Annotated in this window: 20 protein-coding genes; all 20 read right to left on the bottom strand. The window is 37.4% G+C overall.

Going from position 1 to position 25,196, the window contains the following annotated elements:
* Positions 1–180 precede the first annotated feature (180 nt).
* Complete coding sequence (gene rlmB, locus O970_RS07275) at positions 181–915, bottom strand: 23S rRNA (guanosine(2251)-2'-O)-methyltransferase RlmB (RefSeq protein WP_024496458.1); 735 nt, start codon at positions 913–915, stop codon at positions 181–183.
* A 10-nt stretch (positions 916–925) separates the two neighbouring features.
* A complete protein-coding gene (gene rnr, locus O970_RS07270) occupies positions 926–3,292 on the bottom strand; it encodes a ribonuclease R (protein ID WP_024496457.1) in 2,367 nt (788 codons plus the stop codon).
* A 340-nt stretch (positions 3,293–3,632) separates the two neighbouring features.
* Complete coding sequence (locus O970_RS07265; protein WP_024496456.1) at positions 3,633–4,208, bottom strand: UbiX family flavin prenyltransferase; 576 nt, start codon at positions 4,206–4,208, stop codon at positions 3,633–3,635.
* A gap of 37 nt (positions 4,209–4,245) precedes the next feature.
* The gene (purF, locus tag O970_RS07260; RefSeq protein ID WP_024496455.1) at positions 4,246–5,778 is read right to left on the bottom strand and encodes an amidophosphoribosyltransferase; all 1,533 of its coding nucleotides are present in this window, start codon (positions 5,776–5,778) and stop codon (positions 4,246–4,248) included.
* 43 nt (positions 5,779–5,821) lie between these two features.
* Entirely contained in the window at positions 5,822–6,307 is a 486-nt protein-coding gene (locus O970_RS07255) for a CvpA family protein (protein WP_036563007.1), read from the bottom strand.
* Positions 6,308–6,333: 26 nt separating this feature from the next.
* Positions 6,334–6,879: an SPOR domain-containing protein gene (locus tag O970_RS07250; protein ID WP_024496453.1), complete on the bottom strand. Its 546-nt coding sequence runs from the start codon at positions 6,877–6,879 to the stop codon at positions 6,334–6,336.
* Positions 6,876–8,156 (bottom strand): bifunctional tetrahydrofolate synthase/dihydrofolate synthase, encoded by a 1,281-nt coding sequence (gene folC / locus O970_RS07245; protein WP_024496452.1) that lies wholly within the window; start codon positions 8,154–8,156, stop codon positions 6,876–6,878. Before folC ends, O970_RS07250 begins: the two co-directional genes overlap by 4 nt.
* A gap of 21 nt (positions 8,157–8,177) precedes the next feature.
* On the bottom strand, positions 8,178–9,071 hold the full coding sequence (gene accD / locus O970_RS07240) for an acetyl-CoA carboxylase, carboxyltransferase subunit beta (protein ID WP_024496451.1): 894 nt from the start codon (positions 9,069–9,071) through the stop codon (positions 8,178–8,180).
* A gap of 130 nt (positions 9,072–9,201) precedes the next feature.
* Positions 9,202–9,987 carry a tRNA pseudouridine(38-40) synthase TruA gene (gene truA, locus O970_RS07235; protein WP_024496450.1) on the bottom strand — a complete coding sequence of 262 codons (786 nt, stop codon included), beginning with the start codon at positions 9,985–9,987 and terminating at the stop codon, positions 9,202–9,204.
* A 7-nt stretch (positions 9,988–9,994) separates the two neighbouring features.
* A complete protein-coding gene (locus tag O970_RS07230) occupies positions 9,995–10,981 on the bottom strand; it encodes an aspartate-semialdehyde dehydrogenase (RefSeq protein ID WP_024496449.1) in 987 nt (328 codons plus the stop codon).
* Positions 10,982–11,076: 95 nt separating this feature from the next.
* Complete coding sequence (locus tag O970_RS07225) at positions 11,077–11,391, bottom strand: ComEA family DNA-binding protein (protein ID WP_024496448.1); 315 nt, start codon at positions 11,389–11,391, stop codon at positions 11,077–11,079.
* A gap of 155 nt (positions 11,392–11,546) precedes the next feature.
* Entirely contained in the window at positions 11,547–13,388 is a 1,842-nt protein-coding gene (locus O970_RS07220) for a SurA N-terminal domain-containing protein (RefSeq protein WP_024496447.1), read from the bottom strand.
* A 140-nt stretch (positions 13,389–13,528) separates the two neighbouring features.
* Positions 13,529–15,958 (bottom strand): endopeptidase La, encoded by a 2,430-nt coding sequence (gene lon, locus O970_RS07215; RefSeq protein WP_024496446.1) that lies wholly within the window; start codon positions 15,956–15,958, stop codon positions 13,529–13,531.
* Between the two features lie 264 nt (positions 15,959–16,222).
* Complete coding sequence (clpX, locus tag O970_RS07210; protein WP_036562993.1) at positions 16,223–17,473, bottom strand: ATP-dependent protease ATP-binding subunit ClpX; 1,251 nt, start codon at positions 17,471–17,473, stop codon at positions 16,223–16,225.
* A gap of 220 nt (positions 17,474–17,693) precedes the next feature.
* Positions 17,694–18,311, bottom strand: coding sequence for an ATP-dependent Clp endopeptidase proteolytic subunit ClpP (gene clpP, locus O970_RS07205; protein WP_036562982.1), 618 nt, complete (start codon positions 18,309–18,311; stop codon positions 17,694–17,696).
* Positions 18,312–18,407: 96 nt separating this feature from the next.
* Complete coding sequence (tig, locus tag O970_RS07200; protein WP_024496443.1) at positions 18,408–19,712, bottom strand: trigger factor; 1,305 nt, start codon at positions 19,710–19,712, stop codon at positions 18,408–18,410.
* A gap of 134 nt (positions 19,713–19,846) precedes the next feature.
* Positions 19,847–20,875 (bottom strand): UDP-3-O-(3-hydroxymyristoyl)glucosamine N-acyltransferase, encoded by a 1,029-nt coding sequence (gene lpxD / locus O970_RS07195; protein WP_024496442.1) that lies wholly within the window; start codon positions 20,873–20,875, stop codon positions 19,847–19,849.
* Positions 20,875–21,363 carry an OmpH family outer membrane protein gene (locus tag O970_RS07190; protein ID WP_024496441.1) on the bottom strand — a complete coding sequence of 163 codons (489 nt, stop codon included), beginning with the start codon at positions 21,361–21,363 and terminating at the stop codon, positions 20,875–20,877. The genes lpxD and O970_RS07190 overlap by 1 nt, the downstream gene beginning before the upstream one ends.
* Before the next feature lie 37 nt (positions 21,364–21,400).
* A complete protein-coding gene (gene bamA, locus O970_RS07185) occupies positions 21,401–23,812 on the bottom strand; it encodes an outer membrane protein assembly factor BamA (protein ID WP_024496440.1) in 2,412 nt (803 codons plus the stop codon).
* A 40-nt stretch (positions 23,813–23,852) separates the two neighbouring features.
* Positions 23,853–25,187: a sigma E protease regulator RseP gene (gene rseP, locus O970_RS07180; protein WP_024496439.1), complete on the bottom strand. Its 1,335-nt coding sequence runs from the start codon at positions 25,185–25,187 to the stop codon at positions 23,853–23,855.
* Positions 25,188–25,196 lie beyond the last annotated feature (9 nt).

The raw sequence follows: 25,196 nt of genomic DNA, 5'->3' as shown, positions 1-25,196 counted from the left end.
AAATGTCGAAAACAAAAAAAGCCCAATTATGGGATGTTAAAGGCTTATTATAACATCACGTTCAATCAATATTGGCCGCAAATAGAATCGAATTAGGACGTTATCATAATGGGTGCACTATAACAAAATAAAATCGCCATTTAGATCGGATTTATATTGATGTTGCACCCATTAATCACACTATACTAATCGTTGTCTTACTATTTCAAACAAACAGACTCCCGTCGCGACCGATACATTCAGAGATGAGACGCTGCCAGCCATTGGAATATTAATCAGTTCATCACAGTGCTCGCGTGTTAATCGACGCATGCCTTCACCCTCTGCCCCCATTACAAGGGCTAACGCACCTTTATATTGGCTTTGATAAAGGCTACGTTCTGCTTCACCGGCCGTACCCACGATCCAGATATGATGTTCTTGTAATAAACGCATAGTACGAGCTAAATTAGTCACTCTAATTAAAGGTAAATTTTCAGCCGCCCCACAAGCAACTTTCTTGGCAGTAGCATTTAAGGGGGCACTGCGATCCTTAGGCACAATCACTATATCAACGCCTGCAGCATCGGCAGTTCGTAAGCATGCGCCTAGGTTATGGGGATCGGTAACACCATCTAAGATCAGAATTAGGGGTGTTGCTATAGTCTCTAACAGATCCGTTAAGTCATTTTCTTGATACTGTTTTCCCGCTTTTACTCTCGCTAAAATTCCTTGATGGACGCCACCAGAGGATTGTTCATCAAGAAACTGACGATTAACTAACTTAATCGTTAATCCTAATGCGTCAAGTTGCTTAATAAGCGGCATAAGCCTTTTATCTTCCCGCCCTTTAAGCAAGAATATATCGATAAAACGTTCTGGTGCACGATTTAATAATGCTTCAATGGCATGAATACCATAAATTATTTCACTCATAATCTATCTTCTACTTTTTGATACTTTTGTTCGTTAACTTAGTTTTTCGTCGCTTACTTGATGATACTTTACCTTTTGTCTTAGGTTTAGTTTTATCACGACTAACCCGCCGACCACTTGGGTTATCTTTCCTCTCCCCTTTGGCTACCTTTGCTTTTACGCGTGTGCGGTCTTTAGCGGTTTTTCCCGCACGTTGCGGTTTTCTTTCACTACTCATTAATGAGAAGTCAATTTTATGTTCTTCTAAATTGACGGCCTCGACTTTTACCGTCACTTTATCCCCTAAACGATAAATATACCCAGAAGCTTCACCAACTAAACGCTGACGTGCCGCATCATAGAAATAATAATCATTTTCTAATGATGAAACATGGACTAATCCATCAATATACAACTCATCAAGACGGACAAAAAAACCAAAGTTGGTCAGGCTAGAAATAATACCTTGATACACTTCGCCAACATGATCTTGCATAAAATCTGATTTTAACCAGTCAACCACATCACGCACCGCTTCATCTGCGCGACGTTCAGCCATTGAACATTGCTGACCAAAAAATAACATTTCTTCAAGATTATATCGATAACCACCCGAATTATCTTGCTGTGGTGCTTGTTGCGCTATCAGCCACTTAATTGAGCGATGTAACAGCAAATCAGGATAGCGGCGGATTGGCGAGGTAAAATGAGCATATTCGTGCAAAGCCAAGCCAAAATGACCGCGATTTTCTGGATCATAGATTGCTTGTTTCATGGAACGCAGTATAAGCGTTTGAATCATCTCATGATCTGGGCGCTCAGCAACCTCTGACATTAAGGTCGCGATATCGTGCGGTTCAGGTTTATCACCGCCCATTAACGTTAATCCTAACTCATTGAGAATCGCTCGCAAATTATTAATTCGATCTTGATCGGGTTCATCATGTACACGATATAATGAAGGAATTTGCGCCTTTTCAACAAATTTGGCGGCAGCAACATTAGCCATAATCATGCACTCTTCAATCATTTTATGTGCCTCATTGCGTTCAGCAACGTCTACGCGTTCAATACGTTTATCGGCATTAAAAATAAATTTAGGTTCAGGCGAATCAAAACCAATCGCGCCTCGTAACTGACGACTTTCATCGAGCACATTAAAGAGTGCGTATAAAGTTTCTAAATGCGGCACTAACGATTGATACTGTTCTCGTAGAGTTTGATCGCCCGTTAAGATTTTATGTACTTTGGTATAAGTTAAACGAGCATGCGAATTCATGACCGCCTCATAGAATTTATACCCCGTTAACGCCCCTCGAGCTGAAATAGTCATTTCACACACCATGCATAGGCGATCAACTTGAGGATTTAACGAACACAGTCCATTAGATAGAACTTCTGGTAGCATTGGAATAACCCGAGAAGGGAAATAAACGGATGTACTACGTGCTAATGCTTCTTTATCTAAGGGTGTGCCTGGTCTAACATAATAGCTTACATCGGCAATCGCCACCCATAACCGCCAGCCTCCGCCACGCTTCTTCTCACAATAGACGGCATCATCAAAATCTCTGGCATCTTCACCATCAATGGTCACCAATGGGAGATGTCGTAAATCAATCCGATCTGCTTTGGCTTTCTCTGGGACATCTTCTTTAAAATGTGCTGTCTGTTGGATAACCGCTTCAGGAAAAGTGTGATTAAGATCATGGTTACGAATCGCCATCTCAATGGCTAAATCGGTTTCCATTTTTTCACCGAGGATTTCAACAATACGCCCAAGCGCTTTAATCCGCTTTTCTGGACGTCTTAATAGTTCAACGACCACCACAGAACCCATACGCACCGTTTTATCTGTTTTTTCAGCAACCAGAATATCAAAACTTAAACGACTATCATCGGGCACAACAAAACCAATACCTTGTTCGATAAAATAACGTCCAACAATAAAATGGTTTCTTGGTTCAAGAATTCGAACAATTCGTACTTCTCTTTTGCCGCGGTATTTATTTGATAATGGCTGAGCAAGTACGGTATCGCCATGTAGTACTAACTTAAATTGATCTGGTGGTAAATAGTAATCGTCTTTTTCACCTTCGACTCGTAAAAAGCCGTAACCATCACGATGCCCAAGTACCTGACCTTTTACCATCGCTAATTTTTCAGGTAACGCATAACATTTACGTCGCGTAAATACCACTTGGCCATCACGTTCCATCGCTCTTAAGCGGCGGTGTAAAATGGTTTGTTTTTCTTCAGTGTATAGGTTCATTGCTTTAGCAATGGTATCTAAACTAGCTGGTTTATCGATTTCTTTTAAATAAGTGAGAATAAGTTCTCGACTGGCGATCGGCGTGTCATATTTTTCCGCCTCGCGCTCAAAAAATGGATCCTTCATTTAAACATTATCCTTATTGTAAACTGTTGGTTTTAGCATAACATAAGTTAAATCAATATGGGATTTTACTTATAAAAAAACACAATAAACCGTTTTCTTTACTATAATGTTTTGATCTAGTGAAATAGAAAAAAGAATGGATTTATGATGCACCCATCACTCGCGTTTTATTCTAACCATTTGCTAGACGTCAATCATTCCCCTTTTATTTTAGTTTAAGTTAAACAAAAATGACGTATTGCCGTCGCTTTATCAAACTCATTATAGTCGTCGACTTCGTTCGTTACTAATTAGACAATAAACTGGGAAAGTAATAATGATAGGTCATTAACGATAATCATCATTCGGGACCTAGCCACTGCTGATAGTCGGGTATATCAATATTAAGGCGGAGTTGCTGTACCATACGGCGAACTGTATTATCGACTAATGCGTCAATTGAGTTTGGCTTGTGATAAAATGCATTAAGCGGTGGCATAATAATTGCCCCTAGCTCACATGCAGTTGTCATTAAACGAAGATGGCCTAAATGTAAAGGGGTTTCTCTGACGCTAAGGACTAAAGGACGTCGCTCTTTAAGCGTCACATCAGCAGCGCGCGTAAGTAAATTATCACTATAACTATTAGCAATACCAGACAATGTTTTCATAGAGCATGGCGCAATAATCATGCCTGCGGTATTAAATGAACCTGAAGCGATCGCTGCCGCAATATCGTTAATATCATAGTTTATATCCGCCATTGCCTTAAGCTCTTCTAGGGGCAATTGTGTTTCAATTTCTAAAGAACGCACAGCAGAATCGGTCATGACCAAATGCGTTTCAATTTCAGCTATCTGTTTTAATAATGCAAGTAATCTAACTGCATAAATACCACCACTTGCCCCAGTGACACCAACGATAATACGGTTAACCAAAATTTACCTCATGTGACTTAATTCTATTTTTTTAAACTTATTCATTATTATAAATTCCCAGATTCTCAAATTCTGGAGAAGGCGCTAAAGCAGAGGTTGAGGTCTGTTTGCGGTTATGACTGCGTAATCTTTCTAATGAGGCCAAATAAGGTGGATCGATGTCATGCGTAATATATTGTCCATCAAAAACAGAACATTCAAATTGTGTTATGGTTGGATTACTCATTTGCACAGCAGCGATTAAATCGGATAAATCTTGAAAAATAACTGCATCGGCACCAATAAATTGAGCGATTTCATCCACATTACGATCATGGGCAATTAATTCATCCGCTGATGGCATATCAATGCCATAAACATTTGGATAACGTATTTCGGGTGCTGCCGAGGCCAAATAGATCTTTTTTGCGCCAACAGACCGAACCATCTCTAATATTTCTTTTGACGTCGTGCCTCTGACTATTGAGTCATCAACGAGTAACACATTTTTCCCTTCAAATTCAATATTATTCGCATTTAATTTACGGCGAACTGAACGACGACGCACCGTCTGACCAGGCATAATAAACGTTCGTCCAATATAGCGATTTTTGACAAAACCCTGACGATAAGGTTTATTTAAAATACGGGCAATTTCCAGTGCTGCATCACAGGATGTTTCAGGGATCGGAATCACTACATCAATATCGAGATCGCGCCATTCGCGGGCAATTTTCTTGCCAAGCATTTGTCCCATATGAATTCGTGCTTGATAAACTGAAATACCATTAATCAATGAATCTGGTCTGGCAAAATAGACGTATTCAAAAATACATGGGCATAATTTAGGATTATCAGCACATTGCTGAGAGAAAAACTCGCCATCTTGAGTAATATAAATCGCTTCACCCGGCTCAACATCACGCACAAAAGTATAATCTAAACTATCTAACGCGACGCTTTCAGATGCAAACATATATTCGGTACGGTGATCAACCGTTTCCCTTTTACCTAAGACTAAAGGACGTATGCCATTTGGATCGCGAAAGGCAATTAATCCATGACCAATAATCATAGCAACACAAGCATAAGCACCATGAATAACTTTATGTACCGCAGCTATAGCAGAAAAAATATTTGCTGCAGACAGTGGATAGTCAGGAAAATTTGCCAATTCAATGGCTAAAATATTGAGTAATATTTCTGAATCTGAATGTGTATTAACATGGCGCTTACCTTGCTCAAAGATTTTCTGTCGTAGCGCTTCCGCATTAGTTAAATTACCATTATGAGCTAGCGCAATACCATAAGGTGAATTGACGTAAAATGGTTGTGCTTCGGATACACTTGAACTTCCAGCGGTTGGGTAACGAATATGCCCTATCCCCACATTGCCTTCTAAACGTTGCATATGATGGGCTTGAAAAACTTCATTAACTAAACCATTAGCTTTACGTAATCTAAAGTGGTTATTACTATCAATGGTTATTATCCCTGCCGCATCTTGTCCTCGGTGCTGTAGTACTGATAATGCATCATAAATCGATTGATTCACGGGACTAAAACTGACCATACCAACAATACCACACATAAAGTCACCTCAACATAAAATTACTACCCTGAAAATGAACACCCTACCTCAAAAATGCAGACGAATTTTGTAAAAAATCAAAAAACCAACGAATAATATAATTAAAATGAGGAATCAGTACCGATTGCTTCCATAGTTGACTTTTTGACATCGATGTAAAAGTGTCGGTAAAAAATAATATCGCCGCAACAATCAATATTCCTCTGGCTACACCAAAACAACTTCCAAGCACTCTATCGGTGCCACTTAACCCCGTTTTAAGCACTAATAGACTGATCATATAGCTTATAAATGAACAAATAATTAAAGTTAGCAAAAATAAAATGGCTATTGCCGCCGCCCTACGCACAAAAGGATCATTAAAATAAGTCAGATAACGAGTAATATAAGAATAAAAATGGCTCGTAACATAAAAGGCACAAAACCAACTTGTTAACGATAATACTTCACGAACAAAACCACGAATAATACTTACTATTAGAGAAAATAGTATGATACCAATAATGGCAAAATCAATTTCATTTAACATTAACATCATATTTTATATCCAAATATTTAACGAGAAAGAATAAAACCATCCAATTTGGTTAAATTTTTTAAATCCAAAACGGCTAACTCTGTTTGTTCTTTAGACGAATACGGTCCAACTAAAAGACGATAAAGTTGTTCATTTCCTTTAGTTTGCGTATCAATCAGTACATCATAATTATGTAATCTTAATAAAGCGATTAGCTCCTCAATTTTTTGTTTATTTTTTAACGCAGCCAATTGAATATAATAAAGCTTATCCCCACTATTTTGTGCGCTTGCCATTGATATATTGTTATGAGAGGCAGCCTCTTTATTTCTATTTGTATCACTATATTGTGGCGCTGTCATTGGCGGTGGCACATACCCCGATTCTAAATTAGGCGAATAACCCTGAGTTTTCGCTGAATTAAGAATGAAATCGTGATAATCGTCCGTCTCTGATTTTGTCATTAAAGAAATCGTTGGATTAGGTTTAAATGCATTTTCTCTAATGATATATGGAAAAGCAATAGCTATCATTAATAGTATACATAGTATTCCAATTAATCTATTCCGGATATGATTATTCATTCTTTTATTGTTTCCATTACTTCGGCTACCGTATGAAAAGAACCACATACAATAATAATATCGTCCTTACTGGCCTCAGCTAATGCGCACTGCCAAGCCTCAGCTACCGATGTAAAGGTTTTGGTTGTTTGTTTAGGCAGATATTGAGCTAATGTTGTCGCAGAAGTACCCCGTTCGCCATATAATGAGCCACAGTACCAATAATCAGCCGATAAACAGTGTAATGTCGATGCAATATCCTTATCCCGTAACATTCCAATCACAAAACGAACTGCGCCATGTTGAGACTGTTTAGCACGTAATTGGGTAAGCTGCGCCGCTAAATATTTAGCCGCATGAGGATTGTGTGCGACATCTAATATAACTAAAGGTTCACTCATGACCTTTTGCATACGTCCCGGCAGTGTAGCATGAGAAATACCTGTTTTAATCGCTTCATCAGTGATCGTTAATGAGGAATAAACCAGCGTCGCTATAGCTGTCGCAGCATTAGCTAATGGAATATGAGGCAACGGTAAATGATCTAATACTAGGTGTTCAGATTGAAAACACCAGCTATCTTCCGAGACCGAATAGGACCAACTGGCGTGTTTATTTGGTTTACAAGACAGTAAATTGACTTGCAATGACTGCGCATAATCGACTATTGATTGTGGCATATCAGGTTCACCGATAATCGCTGGATGGTGTGCTCTAAAAATGCCGGCTTTTTCTCGACCAATACTTTGGCGTGTATCACCCAACCAATCCGTATGATCTAAAGCGATAGAGGTTATCACCGCCATATCTGAATCAACCACATTCGTAGCATCAAGGCGCCCGCCTAGACCAACTTCAAGAATTATTACCTCAACTTGTGACTGTTTAAATGCCAACAATGCCGCTAAGGTGCTAAACTCAAAGTAGGTGAGTGATATATCACCGCGAGCTTGCTCAATTAAATCAAACGCGGCGACATGTGTTGCATCAGGTAGATGTTGATTATTAATTCTTATGCGTTCTGTATAATGAATAAGATGGGGGGAACTATATACACCAACGCGATAATTGGCAGCTAATAGTATCATTTCTAGCATGCGACAAGTGGTGCCTTTACCATTAGTACCAGCAACCGTAATCACATAAGGCGCAGGTTTTTCTACATCTAATTTTTTAGCGACTTTTTGGATACGGGATAATCCCAATTCAATTGGTCGATTGTGTAAATGCTCTAAATAACAAAGCCATGTTGAAAGTGTCGACATGGCATTTGGTTTATCTTGTAATTTATCATCCATTAGGGTTAATCTGTAATTTTATTACATACTTTCAGTGACACCACCTTGCGATCGCATAAGTGGATTAGGTTGCTGCATTAATTTAGCTAGAAGACTCGCAATACGCGGGCGTAAATCTTTACGATGTACAATCATATCAATTGCCCCTTTTTCTAATAAAAATTCACTGCGTTGGAATCCTTCTGGTAATTTTTCACGAACAGTTTGTTCAATAACACGCGGTCCAGCAAAACCAATCAATGCTTTAGGTTCAGCGATGTTAAGATCCCCTAACATGGCTAAACTCGCCGATACACCGCCCATAGTTGGATCGGTAAGTACCGAAATGTAAGGTAAACCTGCATCTTGCATTTTTGCCAAAACTGCGCTGGTTTTAGCCATTTGCATTAGCGAATAGAGCGCTTCTTGCATACGCGCGCCCCCGCTTGCGGAAAAGCAAACTAATGGACAATTATCTTCGATAGCCTGTTCAGCAGCGCGGGCAAACATTTCACCAACAACGGTGCCCATTGAACCACCCATAAACTCAAATTCAAATGCTACAGCAACCACAGGTAACCCATGTAATGTCCCTTTCATTGCGACCATAGCATCACGTTCACCCGTTGCTTTTTGTGCTGCGGTTAAACGATCTTTATATTTTTTAGAATCTTTGAATTTTAAAACATCTTTTGGTTGTAAGTCTGTGCCTAGTTCAATATCCGAACCTTCATCAAGGAAACGGTATAAGCGAACACGAGCAGAAATTCTCATATGATGATCGCATTTTGGACAAACATCCAAATTACGTTCCAGTTCAGCACGATAAATAAACTGACCACAACTGTCACATTTCGTCCATACTCCACCTGGAATATTGGCTTTGTGATCACCAGTGATGGTACTTTTATTTAAAATCTTTTCAATCCAACTCATAGTAACCTTTTTCTCTTTGTGTTGATATTTCGTATTGTATATTATTTTCCAACAATACTTAACAATAGTTTTTCATGTTTAGTCAAACAAATTTTACTTTACTACTTACCAATAAACATGACCATTACGCCTAAATAAGAAATAACGGACCAATATCAACCTTAGGTAGCTGATAGTGTTCGGGATAATCCACTTGAACTAAATAAAGTCCTTCTGCTTTAGCGGTGGCAGCGGCCAATGTTCTATCTTTTTTGGCTAGTAATTCAGCTATCCACGTTTCCACTTGATGGCCATTACCCACTTCGATTAAACTGCCAACAATATTGCGTACCATGTGATGTACAAATGCATTGGCTTTTATGTCAACGACAATATAATGGTTTAAACGACGGACTGACACATGATGTATATTTCGCCATGGCGTTTTAGACTGGCATTGCGCTGCGCGAAAAGCACTGAAATCATTTTCACCTAATAAAAATTGAGCTGCTCGGTGCATTTTTTGTGCATCTAATGGCAGATGATAATGTGAAACGCCTGAGCCTAAAATCGCTGGACGATATTTATGATTATAAATTATATAACGATAACGTCTTGCTAAGGCGCTAAAGCGAGCATGAAAATCATCATCAATAGACTTGGCCCAACGAACCGCAATATTTTTCGGTAAATTGGCATTAACTCCCATCGTCCAAGCGACGTCGTTTCTTATCGCTGAGGTTTCAAAATGAACAACTTGGCCTGTCGCATGTACACCCGCATCAGTTCGACCTGCACAGAAAACAGTTATTGGCTGGTTAGCAACTTTACTTAGCGCATTTTCTAAATTTTCTTGTATAGAGGGAACGGTTTGTTGACGCTGCCAACCGTAATATTCGCTGCCATCATATTCAATCCCTAATGCGATTTTCACCATGTGCAACCTATAGATAATTTTCAATTAAACATTCGGCTGTTTCAATCGCCATTAAACTTCCTAAATAGCGTACATTATCGCTTACTGCCCATAACTGTAACACTTCAGGCATACCATAAGCATAACGAAGATTACCTATTTTTAATTTTAATGCTGTTTCTTGAGGTTGAACAGGCGTTGGAACTGGGTTATCGCCAAATTCAATATCTGATGATTGCGCTAAATGAGTAGGTAATTGTGCTAAATCAATAGGATAATTTAACGATACATTGATGGACTGCGATAAGCCATAGAAAACAGGTACATCAATAAAATCAAATGCGATCGGTAATTGATAATGGCCTAACACTCGACGGCACTGTTGTAATAGCTGTTCTTCTGATAACAACATGGTGCTATTGTTAATAACTGGCTGTAAATTAAAGGCTAATTGTTTATCTTCAATGGCTAAGCCATTTAATAAGCGTGCACTCTGCCCTGCTAACGAATCAATCGCCTTTTTGCCGTAAAATGAAGCGGGTAAATAACTATTTACATGTATCTGCAAAATATTTTCTACATCAGAAACTGCTGTTACGGTTCTTAATAGTTGACTTACCACTGGATTGGCAATAGCAATAATATTGTTATTGCGATAATCAACGAGATCTTTATCATTGACCTTTGGCACAATTAATGGCACTTCTGGCGAACGGGTAAAATAATCACTGGTGTCAATCACAACACACCCCATATCCGCTGCTTGGTAAGCATATAATTCTGATACCGCTGCTCCTGCCGTAAAGAAAGCGATATTAACCTGTGACCAGTCAAAATTAGCTAATGCCTGTACTTTAATACTTTTACCATTAAAACGAATTGATTCGCCTAAATGATCTTCTGTTGCAAAGACAAACAGCTCCGAGACTGGGAACTGACGTTCTTCTAATAATTGAATAATATTACTACCTACAGCGCCTGTTGCACCGACCACCGCAATATTCCATGCCGCCATATTATATAAACCTTACTTAATAATTTACTTCAAAGTATATCATGAGATAATCAAAGACTTGAGCCAATTCTCATTGGCTCAATGATCATTTGATATTATAACGTTAAAATAGCTAAATTTTTATCTAGAATAGTTTGTCCTATCCCTTTCACTTCTTTTAATTGTTCAATTGCTACAAAATTGCCATATTTTTCGCGATACTCAACAATTAATTTTGCTTTATTTAAACCAATACCATTTAATTTAGCGGCTAACTCTTCCGCCGTCGCTGTATTAATATTGATCTTAGTTTCGGTTGTTTGTACCTGTTCCATTTCAACGGGTACATTTGCTGCCATTGATGTTGATGATAGTAGCATGCAACAGTAGATAGCCGTGACTAATAAGTGTAATGTTTTGTTATTTTTCATCTTTACTGACTCCTTGTTATCATACCTAATGAGGTTTGATACTTTGCCAGTATAGGTTATGAAATGATATGAGATATCGTTAAACAATAGAAAAGCCACTAAAGTGGCTTTTTATCATTGCATTGCTGTAGCAATAAATACGATAAATATCACATTTATTCCGTTGGCATTAATTCTATTTTAGCTTGTGATGTTAACGTAGTGACAATGGCTTTTGAGGAGCTCGCAATTAACGGTTCCAACATATTATCATCCATATTACGTACTTCTGTTGCCTCTTTTACCTGAGTTAACTGAGTAATCACCGCACGTTCTTGTGGTAGATAAGTAATACCATACACCGGTTTATTATCCACAGACGGCACTAAATTAAAGGCTGTTTTTATCACATCCTTATCTAAAGACGTATCCTGACGCGTGATAAGCTGAGCTTCAGTAAAAGTCAATTTAGCCTTCGTTTCCGCATCTTGTGAACTTAATTTTGTCATGAGTTGCTCAGTAGCAGTACGGAAACGTTCATCACGATCTTGTTTTTGTAATATAGCTAAAATGTCCAATTTGACTGATTCAAACGTTGCTAATCCAATTGGTCGATAATCCATAATTTGCACTGCATATATTTCCTGATTTTCATCAGCATAAACAGGACCTAAAATATGCGTACGATTCGTACTATCTTCATCTAGTTGTTGCATGACGATTTCACCCACCGCTGAATAGGTTAATGGCGCCGTATGCTGATTGATCCAAGTCGTTTGTTCAACTTGACGATTTAGTTTGCCTGCAATATCAGATAATGATAGACCTTGCTCAACAAATTGGTGTATTTGTTTTTCTTTATCTTGTATCTGTTGATCAATCATGCTTTGTAGTAAATCATTTTTCACTACATCTTTAATTGATTCTAACGCTGCTGTTTGTTGTTCATGTTGATCATCTAGTTTTACAATTAAATAATGACCATTTTCTTGTTTTAGCGGTTTTGAAAATTGTCCAATATCCGTTAAATTCGCAGCTTTAAGTGATTCAGGTAAGGATTCAGCACTAAACCAGCCAAGCACGCCTTTCGTATTACGCTGCATAGGATATAGACCTTTTTCAGCCGCTAATTCAGCAAAGTCTGCACCAGAAACTAATTGTTGATAAATCGCTTCAGCATCTGCTAAATTTTCGGTTTCAATTGAGCTATAGGCAAATTCAGGTGGCGTAACATAACTCTTTTTATGTTGCTCATAATAAGTGTTAATGTCCTCATCCGTGATATTAATTCCTGCCTCGATCGCTGAACGAGGTAAACGAACAATATCAAGTTTAACGAGTTCAGTATTGGTAGTAAATTGTTGTGGATGAGCTAAATAATAAGCTTTAAGTTCCTCATCAGTAAATGACTTATCGGCTATGCCCAAATCCTTAGCCGATAGAGTTGCTGTTGCAACAACTCGTTGCTGATCGTGTAATTTAACCAGATCAGCATCAACAGGTAATACGAAGTCAGTTAACTGTAAGGCACTAAATAGTTGTTGCATTCGCATTTGTTGCCGTAAATATTCTGCATAAATGTCTGCCGATGGATAACCTTGTCGCTTAATGGTATTTAAGAACAATTCATTGTTAAATCGTCCATCTTTGGCAAAGGCAGGATTTCGTCGAATATTACTTTTTACTTGTTCATTGGTTACTTTAATATCAAGTTTATCAAGATATTTGTAAACTAAGTGATCTTGAATCTGTTGTTGTAATACATTTTGACGTACTAACTGAATCAACTCGGGTTGATCGCTAGTTAAGTGATACTGCTGAATTTGTGATAACGCCGCATTCTCATATGCAATACGACTTAGTCCTTCCCCATCAACCTTAGCAATATATTGTTTGTCTGTATTGGCGTTCATCGTGAAAATACCACCTACACCAGCAAAAATAAAAGACAATATTATTAAGCCAAAAATAATTTTAACCACTACGTTATTTGCCGCAGTACGAATTTTTTCCATCATATAGTAGCTACTCTCCATATGAAATAAATGTTCATAAAATGATATATGAATGATTTATTATCGTTATTAATTGTTTTAAAAAAGTATAGCACATCGGTAAAGATGTGCTATTAGCTGAATAAATAAAAATATGTCTTTTTTTAATTAATTGAATCAGGTATAACCATCGACTCTTTTAATTTTTTTGCCGGACGTTTGATAGTCGATTTGGATTCTTTTAATTTAATGGGTTCCATACCATAAGGATTATCTTGTAATGCAATCTTTAATACTTCATCAATCCATTTTACCGGACAAATTTTGATTTCCGCTTTAACATTATCAGGAATATCTTCCAAATCCTTTTTATTATCCATTGGAATAATTACAGTTTTAATCCCACCACGGTGCGCTGCCAAAAGCTTCTCTTTTAATCCGCCAATCGGCAATACCTCACCACGTAACGTAATTTCACCCGTCATAGCAACGTCTGCTTTTACTGGATTTCCCGTCAACGTTGAAACTAGCGATGTGCACATTCCAATCCCTGCACTTGGTCCATCTTTCGGTGTTGCACCATCTGGAACATGAACATGAATATCTCTTTTTTCGTGGAAATCAGCATTAATACCTAGTTTATCCGCACGAGAACGGACAACTGTCATCGCCGTTTGAATGGATTCTTTCATAATATCGCCAAGTGAACCAGTATAACTTAATTTACCTTTACCTGGAACACTGACGGATTCGATAGTAAGTAAGTCTCCACCAACTTCAGTCCACGCTAAACCATTTACTTGGCCAATACGATTTTCATTATCTGTTTTGCCGTAATCAAAACGTTGTATGCCAAGAAATTCCTTAAGATTATGCTGATCAACCACTAACGTTTTAAGCTGTTTATTTAATGCTAATTGTTTGACCACTTTACGGCAAATTTTCGCTATCTCACGCTCAAGTCCACGTACGCCCGCTTCGCGAGTGTAGTAACGAATAATATCAATAATAGCGCTGTCATCAATCACAAGTTCATTTGATTTGAGCCCATTATGTTCAATTTGTTTCGATACTAAATATTGTTTAGCGATATTTAATTTTTCATCTTCGGTATAACCAGATAAACGAATCACCTCCATGCGATCCAATAATGGTGCTGGAATATTCATTGAATTGGCTGTAGCAATAAACATCACTTCCGATAAATCATAATCGACTTCTAAATAATGATCGTTAAAGCTACGGTTTTGCTCAGGATCTAGAACCTCAAGCAATGCGGATGCTGGGTCACCACGCATATCTGATGCCATTTTGTCGATTTCATCCAGTAAAAATAATGGGTTTTTTACACCGACCTTAGCCATGCGTTGAATAAGTTTACCGGGCATAGAACCAATATAAGTACGACGATGTCCACGGATCTCCGCTTCATCACGAACTCCACCTAAAGCCATACGTACATATTTACGTCCTGTTGCTTTGGCAATGGATTGCCCAAGCGAGGTTTTCCCCACCCCTGGCGGTCCAACTAAACATAAAATCGGTCCTCGTAATTTATCCACACGACTCTGTACAGCTAAATATTCTAAAATTCGGTCTTTGACGCGCTCTAAGCCATAATGGTCTTTATCTAGTACTTGCTGTGCCTGTTGTAAATCTTTTTTAATCTTGCTTTTTTTGCTCCAAGGTACCTGTAACATCCAATCGATATAGCCACGTACTACGGTACTTTCAGCTGACATTGGCGGCATCATTTTTAATTTATTCAATTCAGAAAGGGTTTTTTCTTTTGCCTCTTTAGGCATTTTAGTTGCCGTAATTTTGGTTTGTAACTCTTCAAACTCATCACTACGATTTTCAGAATCACCCAATTCTTTATGAATCGCTTTAATTTGCTCATTAAGATAATACTCTTTCTGCGCTTTTTCCATCTGTTGTTTAACACGTTGACGGATATTTTTTTCTACTTCCAGTAGCTCAATTTCTACTTCTAACATTGAAAGTAATAATTCTAAACGTTGCTCAGTCGCCGCGGAGGCTAATAATTGCTGTTTTTGCTCAACTTTAAGCGGTAAGGCAGCGGCAATACTATCCACTAATTGCGATGGATTTTTGATAGCTAAAATCGTTTCAATCACTTCTTGAGTAACTTTTTTACTCATCTTAGCATAATGTTCAAAATTTGATTGGGCGACACGAACTAAAGCTTGATTTAAAGCATCATCATTGCTTACTTCTTGATAAGGCTCAATATTAGCCATATAAAAATCATCATTTTCATAAGGTAGCATATCAATTAAACGTGCGCGTTCAATACCTTCAACTAATACCTTAATCGTACCATCTGGTAATTTTAATAGTTGTAAAATTTTGGCAATCGTACCTATGGTGTAGAGATCATCCATTTCTGGATCATCTTTATTGGCATCTTTTTGAGTGAGCAAAAAAACCTTACCGTCTATTTCGGCATGCTCAAGACAATGAATAGATTTACTTCTTCCCACAAACAGAGGAATAACCATATATGGTAATACTACCACATCTCGTAAGGGTAGGATTGGTATAATCATCTGTTTAGAATGTTTATTACTCATAATATTCTCTCTAAAATAGTAAATCGTGTTATTTTAGTTATATAAGGGTAAAGATTAATTATTCAAGCTAGATTACTATATTTACTAGGTTATATATCTATCACAGCGATACCTACTATATAGTGTATCAATTTGTACGCTTATAAGTATATCTAAAATAGTCAGTAAACGATTAAATTTAATAATGATTGAATTATACATCAGGCGATTCACTTCGCCTGATGGTCAACATTGATGGGGCAATGATGAAGATTGAACACCATTTTATTGCTCAGTTTCAGCGTTATTTTCTAATTTTATAGTTTTTATCAAGTTAGGTGGCAAATTCTCATCAACCGTGTCTTTAGTTACTACCACCTTAGCGACATCGTCAAACGAAGGTAAGTCGTACATTGTATCAAGTAAAATATTTTCTACAATTGATCGTAAACCACGTGCGCCTGTTTTTCGTTTCATGGCTTTCTTGGCAATAGCCTCTAATGCCTCTTGAGAAAATTCTAATTCCGTATTTTCTAAATTAAATAATGCCTGATATTGTTTAGTAAGTGCATTTTTTGGTTCAGTAAGAATTTGAATAAGTGCTTTTTCATCCAGTTCAGATAATGTAGCAACCACAGGCAAACGACCGATAAACTCGGGAATTAGACCAAATTTAATTAAATCTTCTGGTTCAATTTGCGCTAACAAGTCACTTTCTGATGCGTTCTGTTTTTCAGATTTCACTTCAGCCCCAAAACCAATTCCAGTATTAGTCGCTACACGTTGGCTAATGACCTTATCCAAACCAGCAAAAGCACCACCACAAATAAACAGAATTTTTGAGGTATCGACTTGCAAAAATTCTTGCTGAGGGTGTTTGCGTCCTCCCTTTGGTGGTACCGCGGCAACGGTCCCTTCAATTAATTTTAATAGAGCTTGTTGTACGCCTTCGCCGGAAACATCGCGTGTAATTGATGGGTTATCCGATTTACGTGATATTTTATCGATTTCATCGATATAAATGATTCCGCGTTGTGCTTTTTCTACATCATAGTCACAATTTTGTAGTAGTTTTTGCACGATATTCTCAACATCCTCACCCACATAGCCAGCTTCGGTTAATGTTGTGGCATCAGCAATGGCAAAAGGGACATCAAGTCGTCGTGCTAACGTTTCCGCTAATAAAGTTTTACCGCTACCAGTTGGACCAATTAATAAAATATTACTTTTACCTAATTCAACCCCGTTTACCGTTTTATCACTATATAAACGTTTATAATGATTGTATACCGCAACAGCTAATACTTTCTTCGCCCGATCTTGGCCGATAACATACTGATCAAGATGTTTTCGAATCTGGTGAGGTGTAGGTAAAGTACTTTTATCAAATTCACCATTTTCAGTAAAACCGATATTTTCTTCTTTCAAAACGTCATTGCATAAACTAATGCATTCATTACAAATATAAATCGAAGATGGTCCAGCAATTAACTTTACTTCATCCTGATTTTTACCACAAAATGTGCAATAGAGCATTTTACCTACATTTTCATTATTCACTTAAATCACCTAAATTTGTTGATTAATTCTCATAGCAATACTCGTTTTGCTTACGATAGGCTTAAGTTGAAATTAACCAAATTTGCTATGAGAAACACCTAAAGCCTTATTATTTATATGTTAATATATGATTTAATTTCAAGACTTTTCACATAAAAACCATTATTTTACATAATTTATTAATGAATAAAACAATTTAAGTACGTTTGGTAAAAATACCATCGATTAAACCGTAATCCATGGCTTCTTTAGCTGACATAAAATTATCGCGATCAGTATCTTTTTCAATAGTTTTAATCGATTTTCCTGTATGATGTGCCATCAATTCATTCATGCGACGTTTCACTTTTAACATTTCTTCTGCATGAATTTGAATATCAGTTGCTTGTCCTTGATACCCACCTAAAGGTTGGTGAATCATCACTCTGGCATTAGGTAAGCAAAAACGTTTGCCTTTCGCCCCCGCTGTGAGCAAAAATGCCCCCATCGAACAAGCTTGGCCTAAACAAATAGTGCTGACATCAGGCTTAATAAATTGCATGGTATCATAAATCGACATACCAGAAGTAATGACCCCACCAGGAGAATTAATGTAAAGATAAATATCTTTTTCTGGGTTTTCTGCCTCAAGAAATAACATTTGTGCAACAATAAGATTAGCCATGTTATCTTCAACTTGACCATTTAAAAAAATCACCCGCTCTTTTAATAAACGTGAATAAATATCATAAGCACGTTCACCACGAGAACTCTGTTCTACAACCATTGGAACAACAGACATACTGAGATCGGTATGATGATTAAAATGAGACATATATCCTCCTGATAATAAGAAAAACAGCCCAAAGAAGAGGGAATCTTATTTGGGCTATTATCATAATAAATAATGAATAAAACAGTTAAATCTGAATTATACTGCTGGAGCCTGATTTAATAATTCAGAGAATGAACTCGCTTTATCTGTTACTTTGGCTTTTTCAAGTAAGAAATCAACAACTTGATCTTCAAGCGCAACTGCTTTTAGATTTTCCATTGCTTTTTTATCTTTCTCGTAATAAGCAATCACTTCTTTTGGATCTTCATAAGCAGAAGCAATATCCTTGATTAAATCATTGATGCGTTTATCATCGGCTGTCATTTTATTACTATCGATGATTTCACCAAATAGTAGTCCAACTGCAACACGTTTTTTCGCTTCAGCTTCAAATAACTCTTTCGGTAATTCGATAGGTTGTTTAGCATTACCGCCAAAACGATTCATCGCTTGCTGACGTAATACATCCACTTCACGATCAATCATTGCGGTTGGGATATCAATAGCGTTGGTTTTAACTAGACCATCGATCACTTGATTTTTAATACGGCTACGGATTGCGGCTTTTAATTCACGTTCCATATTACGACGGACTTCTGCTTTAAGTGAATCTAATGTGCCATCAGCAATACCAAAGCGTTTGATAACATCTTCTGTTAATTCAGGTAATTCTAATGCTTCAACTTTTTTCAATACAGAAGCAAATTTAGCTGGTTTGCCTTTTAAGTTTTCAGCATGGTAATCTTCAGGGAAAGTCACCTCAATATCAAAGCTATCGCCTGCTTTATGACCTAAGATAACGTCTTCAAAACCTGGGATCATACGACCTTGACCTAAAACTAAAGCAAAGTCAGTTGCTTTCCCGCCTTCAAATTCTTCACCATCCACTGTACCCGTGAAATCTAAAACAACACGATCTTGTTCTTTTGCTTCACGTTGTACTTCTTGCCAGCTACCTTGCTGTTTACGTAAGGTTTCAACCATTACCTCGACATCTGCATCAGCAATCTCAGCGACTGGTTTTTCTACTTCGATTTGTTCAATATCTTTGATTTCAATCGTTGGATACACTTCGAATTCTACCGTATAAGTGAAATCTTGATCAGCTTTATATTCACTTGGCGTATAAGTTGGTGCACCAACTGGATTAATTTTTTCTTTGATAATGGCGTCAATGAAATTTTTCTGCATTAAATCACTTAATGCATCTTGTAAAATAGTTGCACCATAACGCTGTTCAACGATTTTTAATGGTACTTTTCCTTTACGGAAACCATCAATACGTACTTTTTTTGCTGTATTTACAAGTTCTGTATGCACAGCATTTTTAATATCTTCAGCTTTGATTATTATCGTTAAGCGGCGACCTAAACCTTGAGTTGTTTCTACAGAAACTTGCATTTTTTTACCTCAAAAATCATAAAATATATTAAATGGCATAGGGTCATTAATTTATCTGCTAATACCCAATGCTTAAAAAGTTTACAAAATAGGCATGCATTATACCGATCGTAAGTAGTTACGTCGAGTCTGTTTTATTTGCTGTCCTGTTTAAATTGCTTCTCTAATGCTTTTAAGCGCTTGTTCATTTCATCAATATGTAATACTAATGATGCTGTTTTACGCCAAACTTTATTGGTTTGTAGTGGGATCCCTGATGAGTAAACACCTGGCTCCGTAATTGGCCTCATCACCATCCCCATACCGGTTACCGTGACTTTATCGCATATTTCCATATGACCATTGATCACACTAGCGCCACCTATCATACAATGACGACCAATTTTGAGGCTGCCAGCCATAATTACCCCACCAGCAACCGCGGTATGATCACCAATAATATCATTATGTGCAATTTGACATTGATTATCAATAATCACGCCATTACCAATGGTAGTATCATCTAGTGCTCCACGGTCAATAGTGGTACAAGCACCGATTTCCACATTATTACCAATCTTCACCGAACCTAATTGAGGAATTTTTATCCAGTTACCACGATCGTTGGCATAACCGAAGCCATCAGCACCAATCACCGTACCTGATTGAATCAAACAATTCTCGCCAATCATGACATTATGGTAGACCGAAACATTCGCCCACAGCTTGGTTCCTGCACCAATCACCGTATTTTTACCAATGAAACATCCAGCACCAATAATAACATTATCACCTAGACAGACACCTGTTTCAATAACAGCATTTGCCCCAATGGCAACGTGGTTACCTAATTTTACATCTTTAGCGATAACGGCTGAAGGCGCAATATTTTCCGCTGGATTTGGCGTGGTATCTAACAATTGTGCTAACTTCGCATAGGCTAGGTAAGGATTTCTAACCACTAATGCGGCTCCCGACCAATAAGGTTGGCTTTCTTCGGTTAATACAATTGCACTTGCCTGACAAGAAGATAACTGTTGCTGATATTTTTGATCAGCAAGAAATGTAATTTGACCTGCTTTTGCATTTTTCATCGATGCTAAACTGGTGATAAGCAATTCCTTATCACCATAAAGCGTTGCACCTAAATGTTTTGCTAGATCTTCCAAACGGAATGAATGCATTATTTCTTAACCTGTTCTAAAACTTTTTCTGTTATATCAATAGTATCATTCACATAAAATGCAGCTTCTGCTTTTAATACTAATGTGTAATGCTCTTGTTTCACTAATGTAGACACGGCTTGTTGAATATGTCCAAGCAGTTTATTAACTTCTTCATTTTCGCGTTTATGGTAATCTTGTGAAAATGCTTTCGCTTTTTCTTCGAAAGAAGCAATAATGTCTTTCAGTTTATTCTTATCACCAGCCGATAGCGTTAAGCCCTCTTTTTGTAAACGCTGTGCCGCTTCTTGCGCTTTTTTCTCTTGTGATTGTAAAGTTTTAGCTCTAGATTCAAATTCTGAATTTAATGTTTTTGATACTGTTTCACGTTCAGGCATGTTTTGTAATATATACATAACGTTGACGACAGCAATTTTTTGTTCAGTAGCAAATACACTACCAGTTAACAGCATTATGGTTAACCCTAAAGCATAAATAATCTTTTTCACAATGTCCCCCTTAAAATTTATATCAATATTTAATTAATTACCAAGTCGTGCCAATATTAAATTGGAATTGTTGCGATGAATCGCCTTCATATTTTTTAATTGGTTGTGCATATGAAAAGACCAATGGACCTAATGGCGACATCCATTGTAATGCAAAACCAACCGACATACGAATATCAAATGGTTCGCTATAATCATGCACATTGTTCGTTTCTTTTAATCCCCAATGTGAATCAAACACATTTCCCGCGTCAAAGAAGAAAGAACTTCTTACACTACTTGAATATTTTTCACTAATAAATGGTGTTGGTACAATCATTTCTAAACTAGCAAATCCTAATGTATTACCACCAACTGCATCTGAAGAAGCTCTACAATAACTCATATCTGATGTACAGTCTCTATAATAAATAGCTTTAGGTCCAACGGTGTTAGCTTTAAAACCACGTAACATTTGTGAACCACCCGCATAAAAATTATCATAGAATGGTAAATCTCGCCCACCAAAACCATTTCCTGTCCCTAAACGCATTCTCGCTAACATAACCCATTCATGCGCTTCATCGACAGGATAGTAATAGGAGCCATCCCAAGTAATTTTATAGTAGCGATTGTCAAAAGTCGGTATAGAGACTTTGGCATTAACTGAACTTTTTATCCCATCGGTTGGGAAATAACCACGATCTAATGAGTTATACCCCCAATACATATTGAATAATAAATCATCTGCTTGATATTTAAAATCAAGATCATTGTTGGATACTTGTTTCCCCACCGAATGGAAATAACGCCACATGGTATATTGTGGTTTCATATCTGATAAGTTACGATGCGTATATTCAAGCCCAAATCGAACAAAGTTATTTTCACTAACTGGGAAACCAAGATTTACATTAGTTCCATAAGATTTACTGGAATATTCAGATAAATCACCATCTTTATCCGCATTATACGTGCTATAAAAAATACTTCCGCCTAAGCTTACTCCATCCACCGTAAAATACGGATTGGTCATAGAGATTGAAGCGGTCTTATCCGCATTCGTCGTATTAACATCAAATGAGACGCTATTACCCGTACCCAACCAGTTACTTTGCTGAATACCTGCATTAAAACTTAAACCACTTTCTGTACCAATACCAATCCCAAGCTTAATACTTCCGGTATTTCTTTCCGTTACGCGATAATTTACGTCCACTTGATCGTCAGTACCTGGTACACGCTCGGTTTCAACTTCTACCGTTTCAAAATATCCTAGACGATTTAGACGTTCTTTCCCTGCTTCAACCAGACTGCCGCCTAACCATGCGCCTTCCATTTGACGGAGCTCGCGCCTAATCACTTTGTCGCTGGTAATATCATTACCTGTGACGTTAATTTTACGGACATAATAGCGGTTGCCTACGTCGACATAAACGACCAATTTAACGGTTTTATCTTGTTCATTTATTTCTGGTTGTGTTACAACTTTAGGAAATGCATAACCACTATTTGCCAGCATTTTTTTAATACTTTCTTCTAAGGCGGTGACCCGTTTACCGTTATATAATTGTCCGTCGACAATATGTTTAGCTGCAATTTGATCTAGCTGATCTTCATAACCAGATAAATTGCCTTTAAGTTCATAGCCGTTAAGCTTATATTGATCACCTTCAGTAATATTGATAGTAACGTAAATCCCTTTCTTATCTGGCGTTAAACTGACTTGCGTTGAATCAATGTTAAAGCGCGCATAACCATGATCAAGATAAAAACTTTGTAATTCATCCAAATCTGAGGCTAATTTTTGCTTTTGATATTTACGATCACCGAGTAGATTCCACCATGGCACCTCATCACGTAACGAAAAACGAGATATCAATGAATCCGATGAAAATGCTTTCGCACCTACAATATTAATTTGTTCAATTAATGCTGATTTACCTTCTGCGATGGTTAATGTTAAATCAACACGATTACGCTCAAGAGGGGTAATAATCGCTTTTACCTGTGCATTATATTTACCAATGCTATAATAAAACTCTTCTAAACCTTTCTCAATTTGTGACAGTTTGGTTCGATCTAATGCTTCACCAATACGAATACCTGAACTGTCCAAATTTTTCATTAATGCATCTTTTTTTACTGCTTTATTGCCGGATAAAATAATGTTAGCAATTGTTGGACGTTCTTTTACCTGAATAATTAATCTTCGCCCATCACGGTAAATATGAATATCCTCAAAATTACCACTGCTAAACAAAGTTTTAACAATTTGTCCTAGATCACTATCATTGATCATATCACCAACTTGAACGGGTGTATCTAATAGTGCTGCACCAAGTGCAACACGTTGTAATCCTTTAAATTGGATATCCTGTATAACAAAATCATCGGCTCTTGCCGCTACACTGTAAGTTGACATGCTACCGAATACCAGCGGTACTATGAATAGCTTATTCATTTTCATTATCACTGCTCATCCATATTTCTATAGTTACAATCTGAAACTATATTCGTGAAAAATCGTTAAATAACGCAACGCCCATTATTAACATTAATAAAGCAAAACTAAAACGATAGAACAATAGCTGTTTCTGTTCCGGCAATGGCTTGCCTTTTATTGCTTCAATCAATAAAAACAATAAATGTCCCCCATCAAGTATTGGTAAAGGAATTAGATTAACCACACCTAAACTGATACTGATAAAAGCCAAAAAATATAAATACGATACTATACCATAACTTGCCGATTGATCTGCAATTTTTGCTATTGTTACAGGTCCTGATAAATTTTTTAAGCTTAAGCTGCCCGTTATTAATTGATAAAATGAACGGATAGTCACTTTTATCATGACCTGTGTTTGTTCAAAAGATGCGGCTAGCGCAGCAATAGCGTCATATTTTTTCGTTATCACATCGGTTTCTGGCACTACGCCGATAAACCCTTCTTGTTGTAATATTCCTTGGGAATTTTTAACCATTCGCGTATCAGGCGTAATCGTAAAGGATAATTGTTTACCTTCGCGATCTACCACTATGTCAAAGGGGAGACCTTGCTTTATTTGAGTGTATAGCTCATTCCAATCATTAAGTTTATGCCCATTTACTTGAATGACATGATCCTTCGGCTTTAACCCTGCACGCTGCGCAGCAGAATCGGGTATAATTTGACTGAAAACAGGAATAATTTTAGGTTTCTGCGGTACCAATCCAAATGCGGTTATGGGGTTTTGTTTATTTAAGTCAACCGCCCAGTGACGAATATCTACTTTGTCTGTCACGGTATGGTTACTATGTTCAGGTAAATAAGTAATGGTGATTTGCGACTTACCTAGGCTATTTACTAACGCTAATTGTACATCTTGCCAATCTTTTATTTTGATTTGATCAATTAATTTTAGCTCGGCGCCAGATGGGATCTTTATCGTAGAGGCGACAGAGTTAGGAATGACTTGCGCCACTTTTACTGGAAAGCTTGAAACACCTAACTGGAAAATAATCCAGTAAATGACAAAAGCAAATAAAAAGTTGGCTAAAGGACCGGCGGCGATAATAGCAGATCGTTTAGCTAGAGATTGGCGGTCAAATGCAAACTGTTGATTTTTCTCCGTCAGCTGATTATTACGACCGTCTAGCATCTTAACGTAGCCGCCTAAGGGAATAGCGGCAATAGTAAATTGAGTACCTTTTTTACTATGATAAGTAACTAACTTCGGTCCAAATCCAATAGAAAAACATTCAACCATTACCCCAGCACGGCGGGCAACCCAAAAATGCCCAAACTCATGGATAGTGACCAATATGCCAATAGTTATAATAAAGATTAATATCGTCCAAAGCACATATTAATC

Origin of the sequence: Candidatus Schmidhempelia bombi str. Bimp (assembly GCF_000471645.3) — a bacterium.
Taxonomy (GTDB): domain Bacteria; phylum Pseudomonadota; class Gammaproteobacteria; order Enterobacterales; family Orbaceae; genus Utexia; species Utexia bombi.
This window is presented reverse-complemented; position numbering and strand designations above follow the sequence as displayed.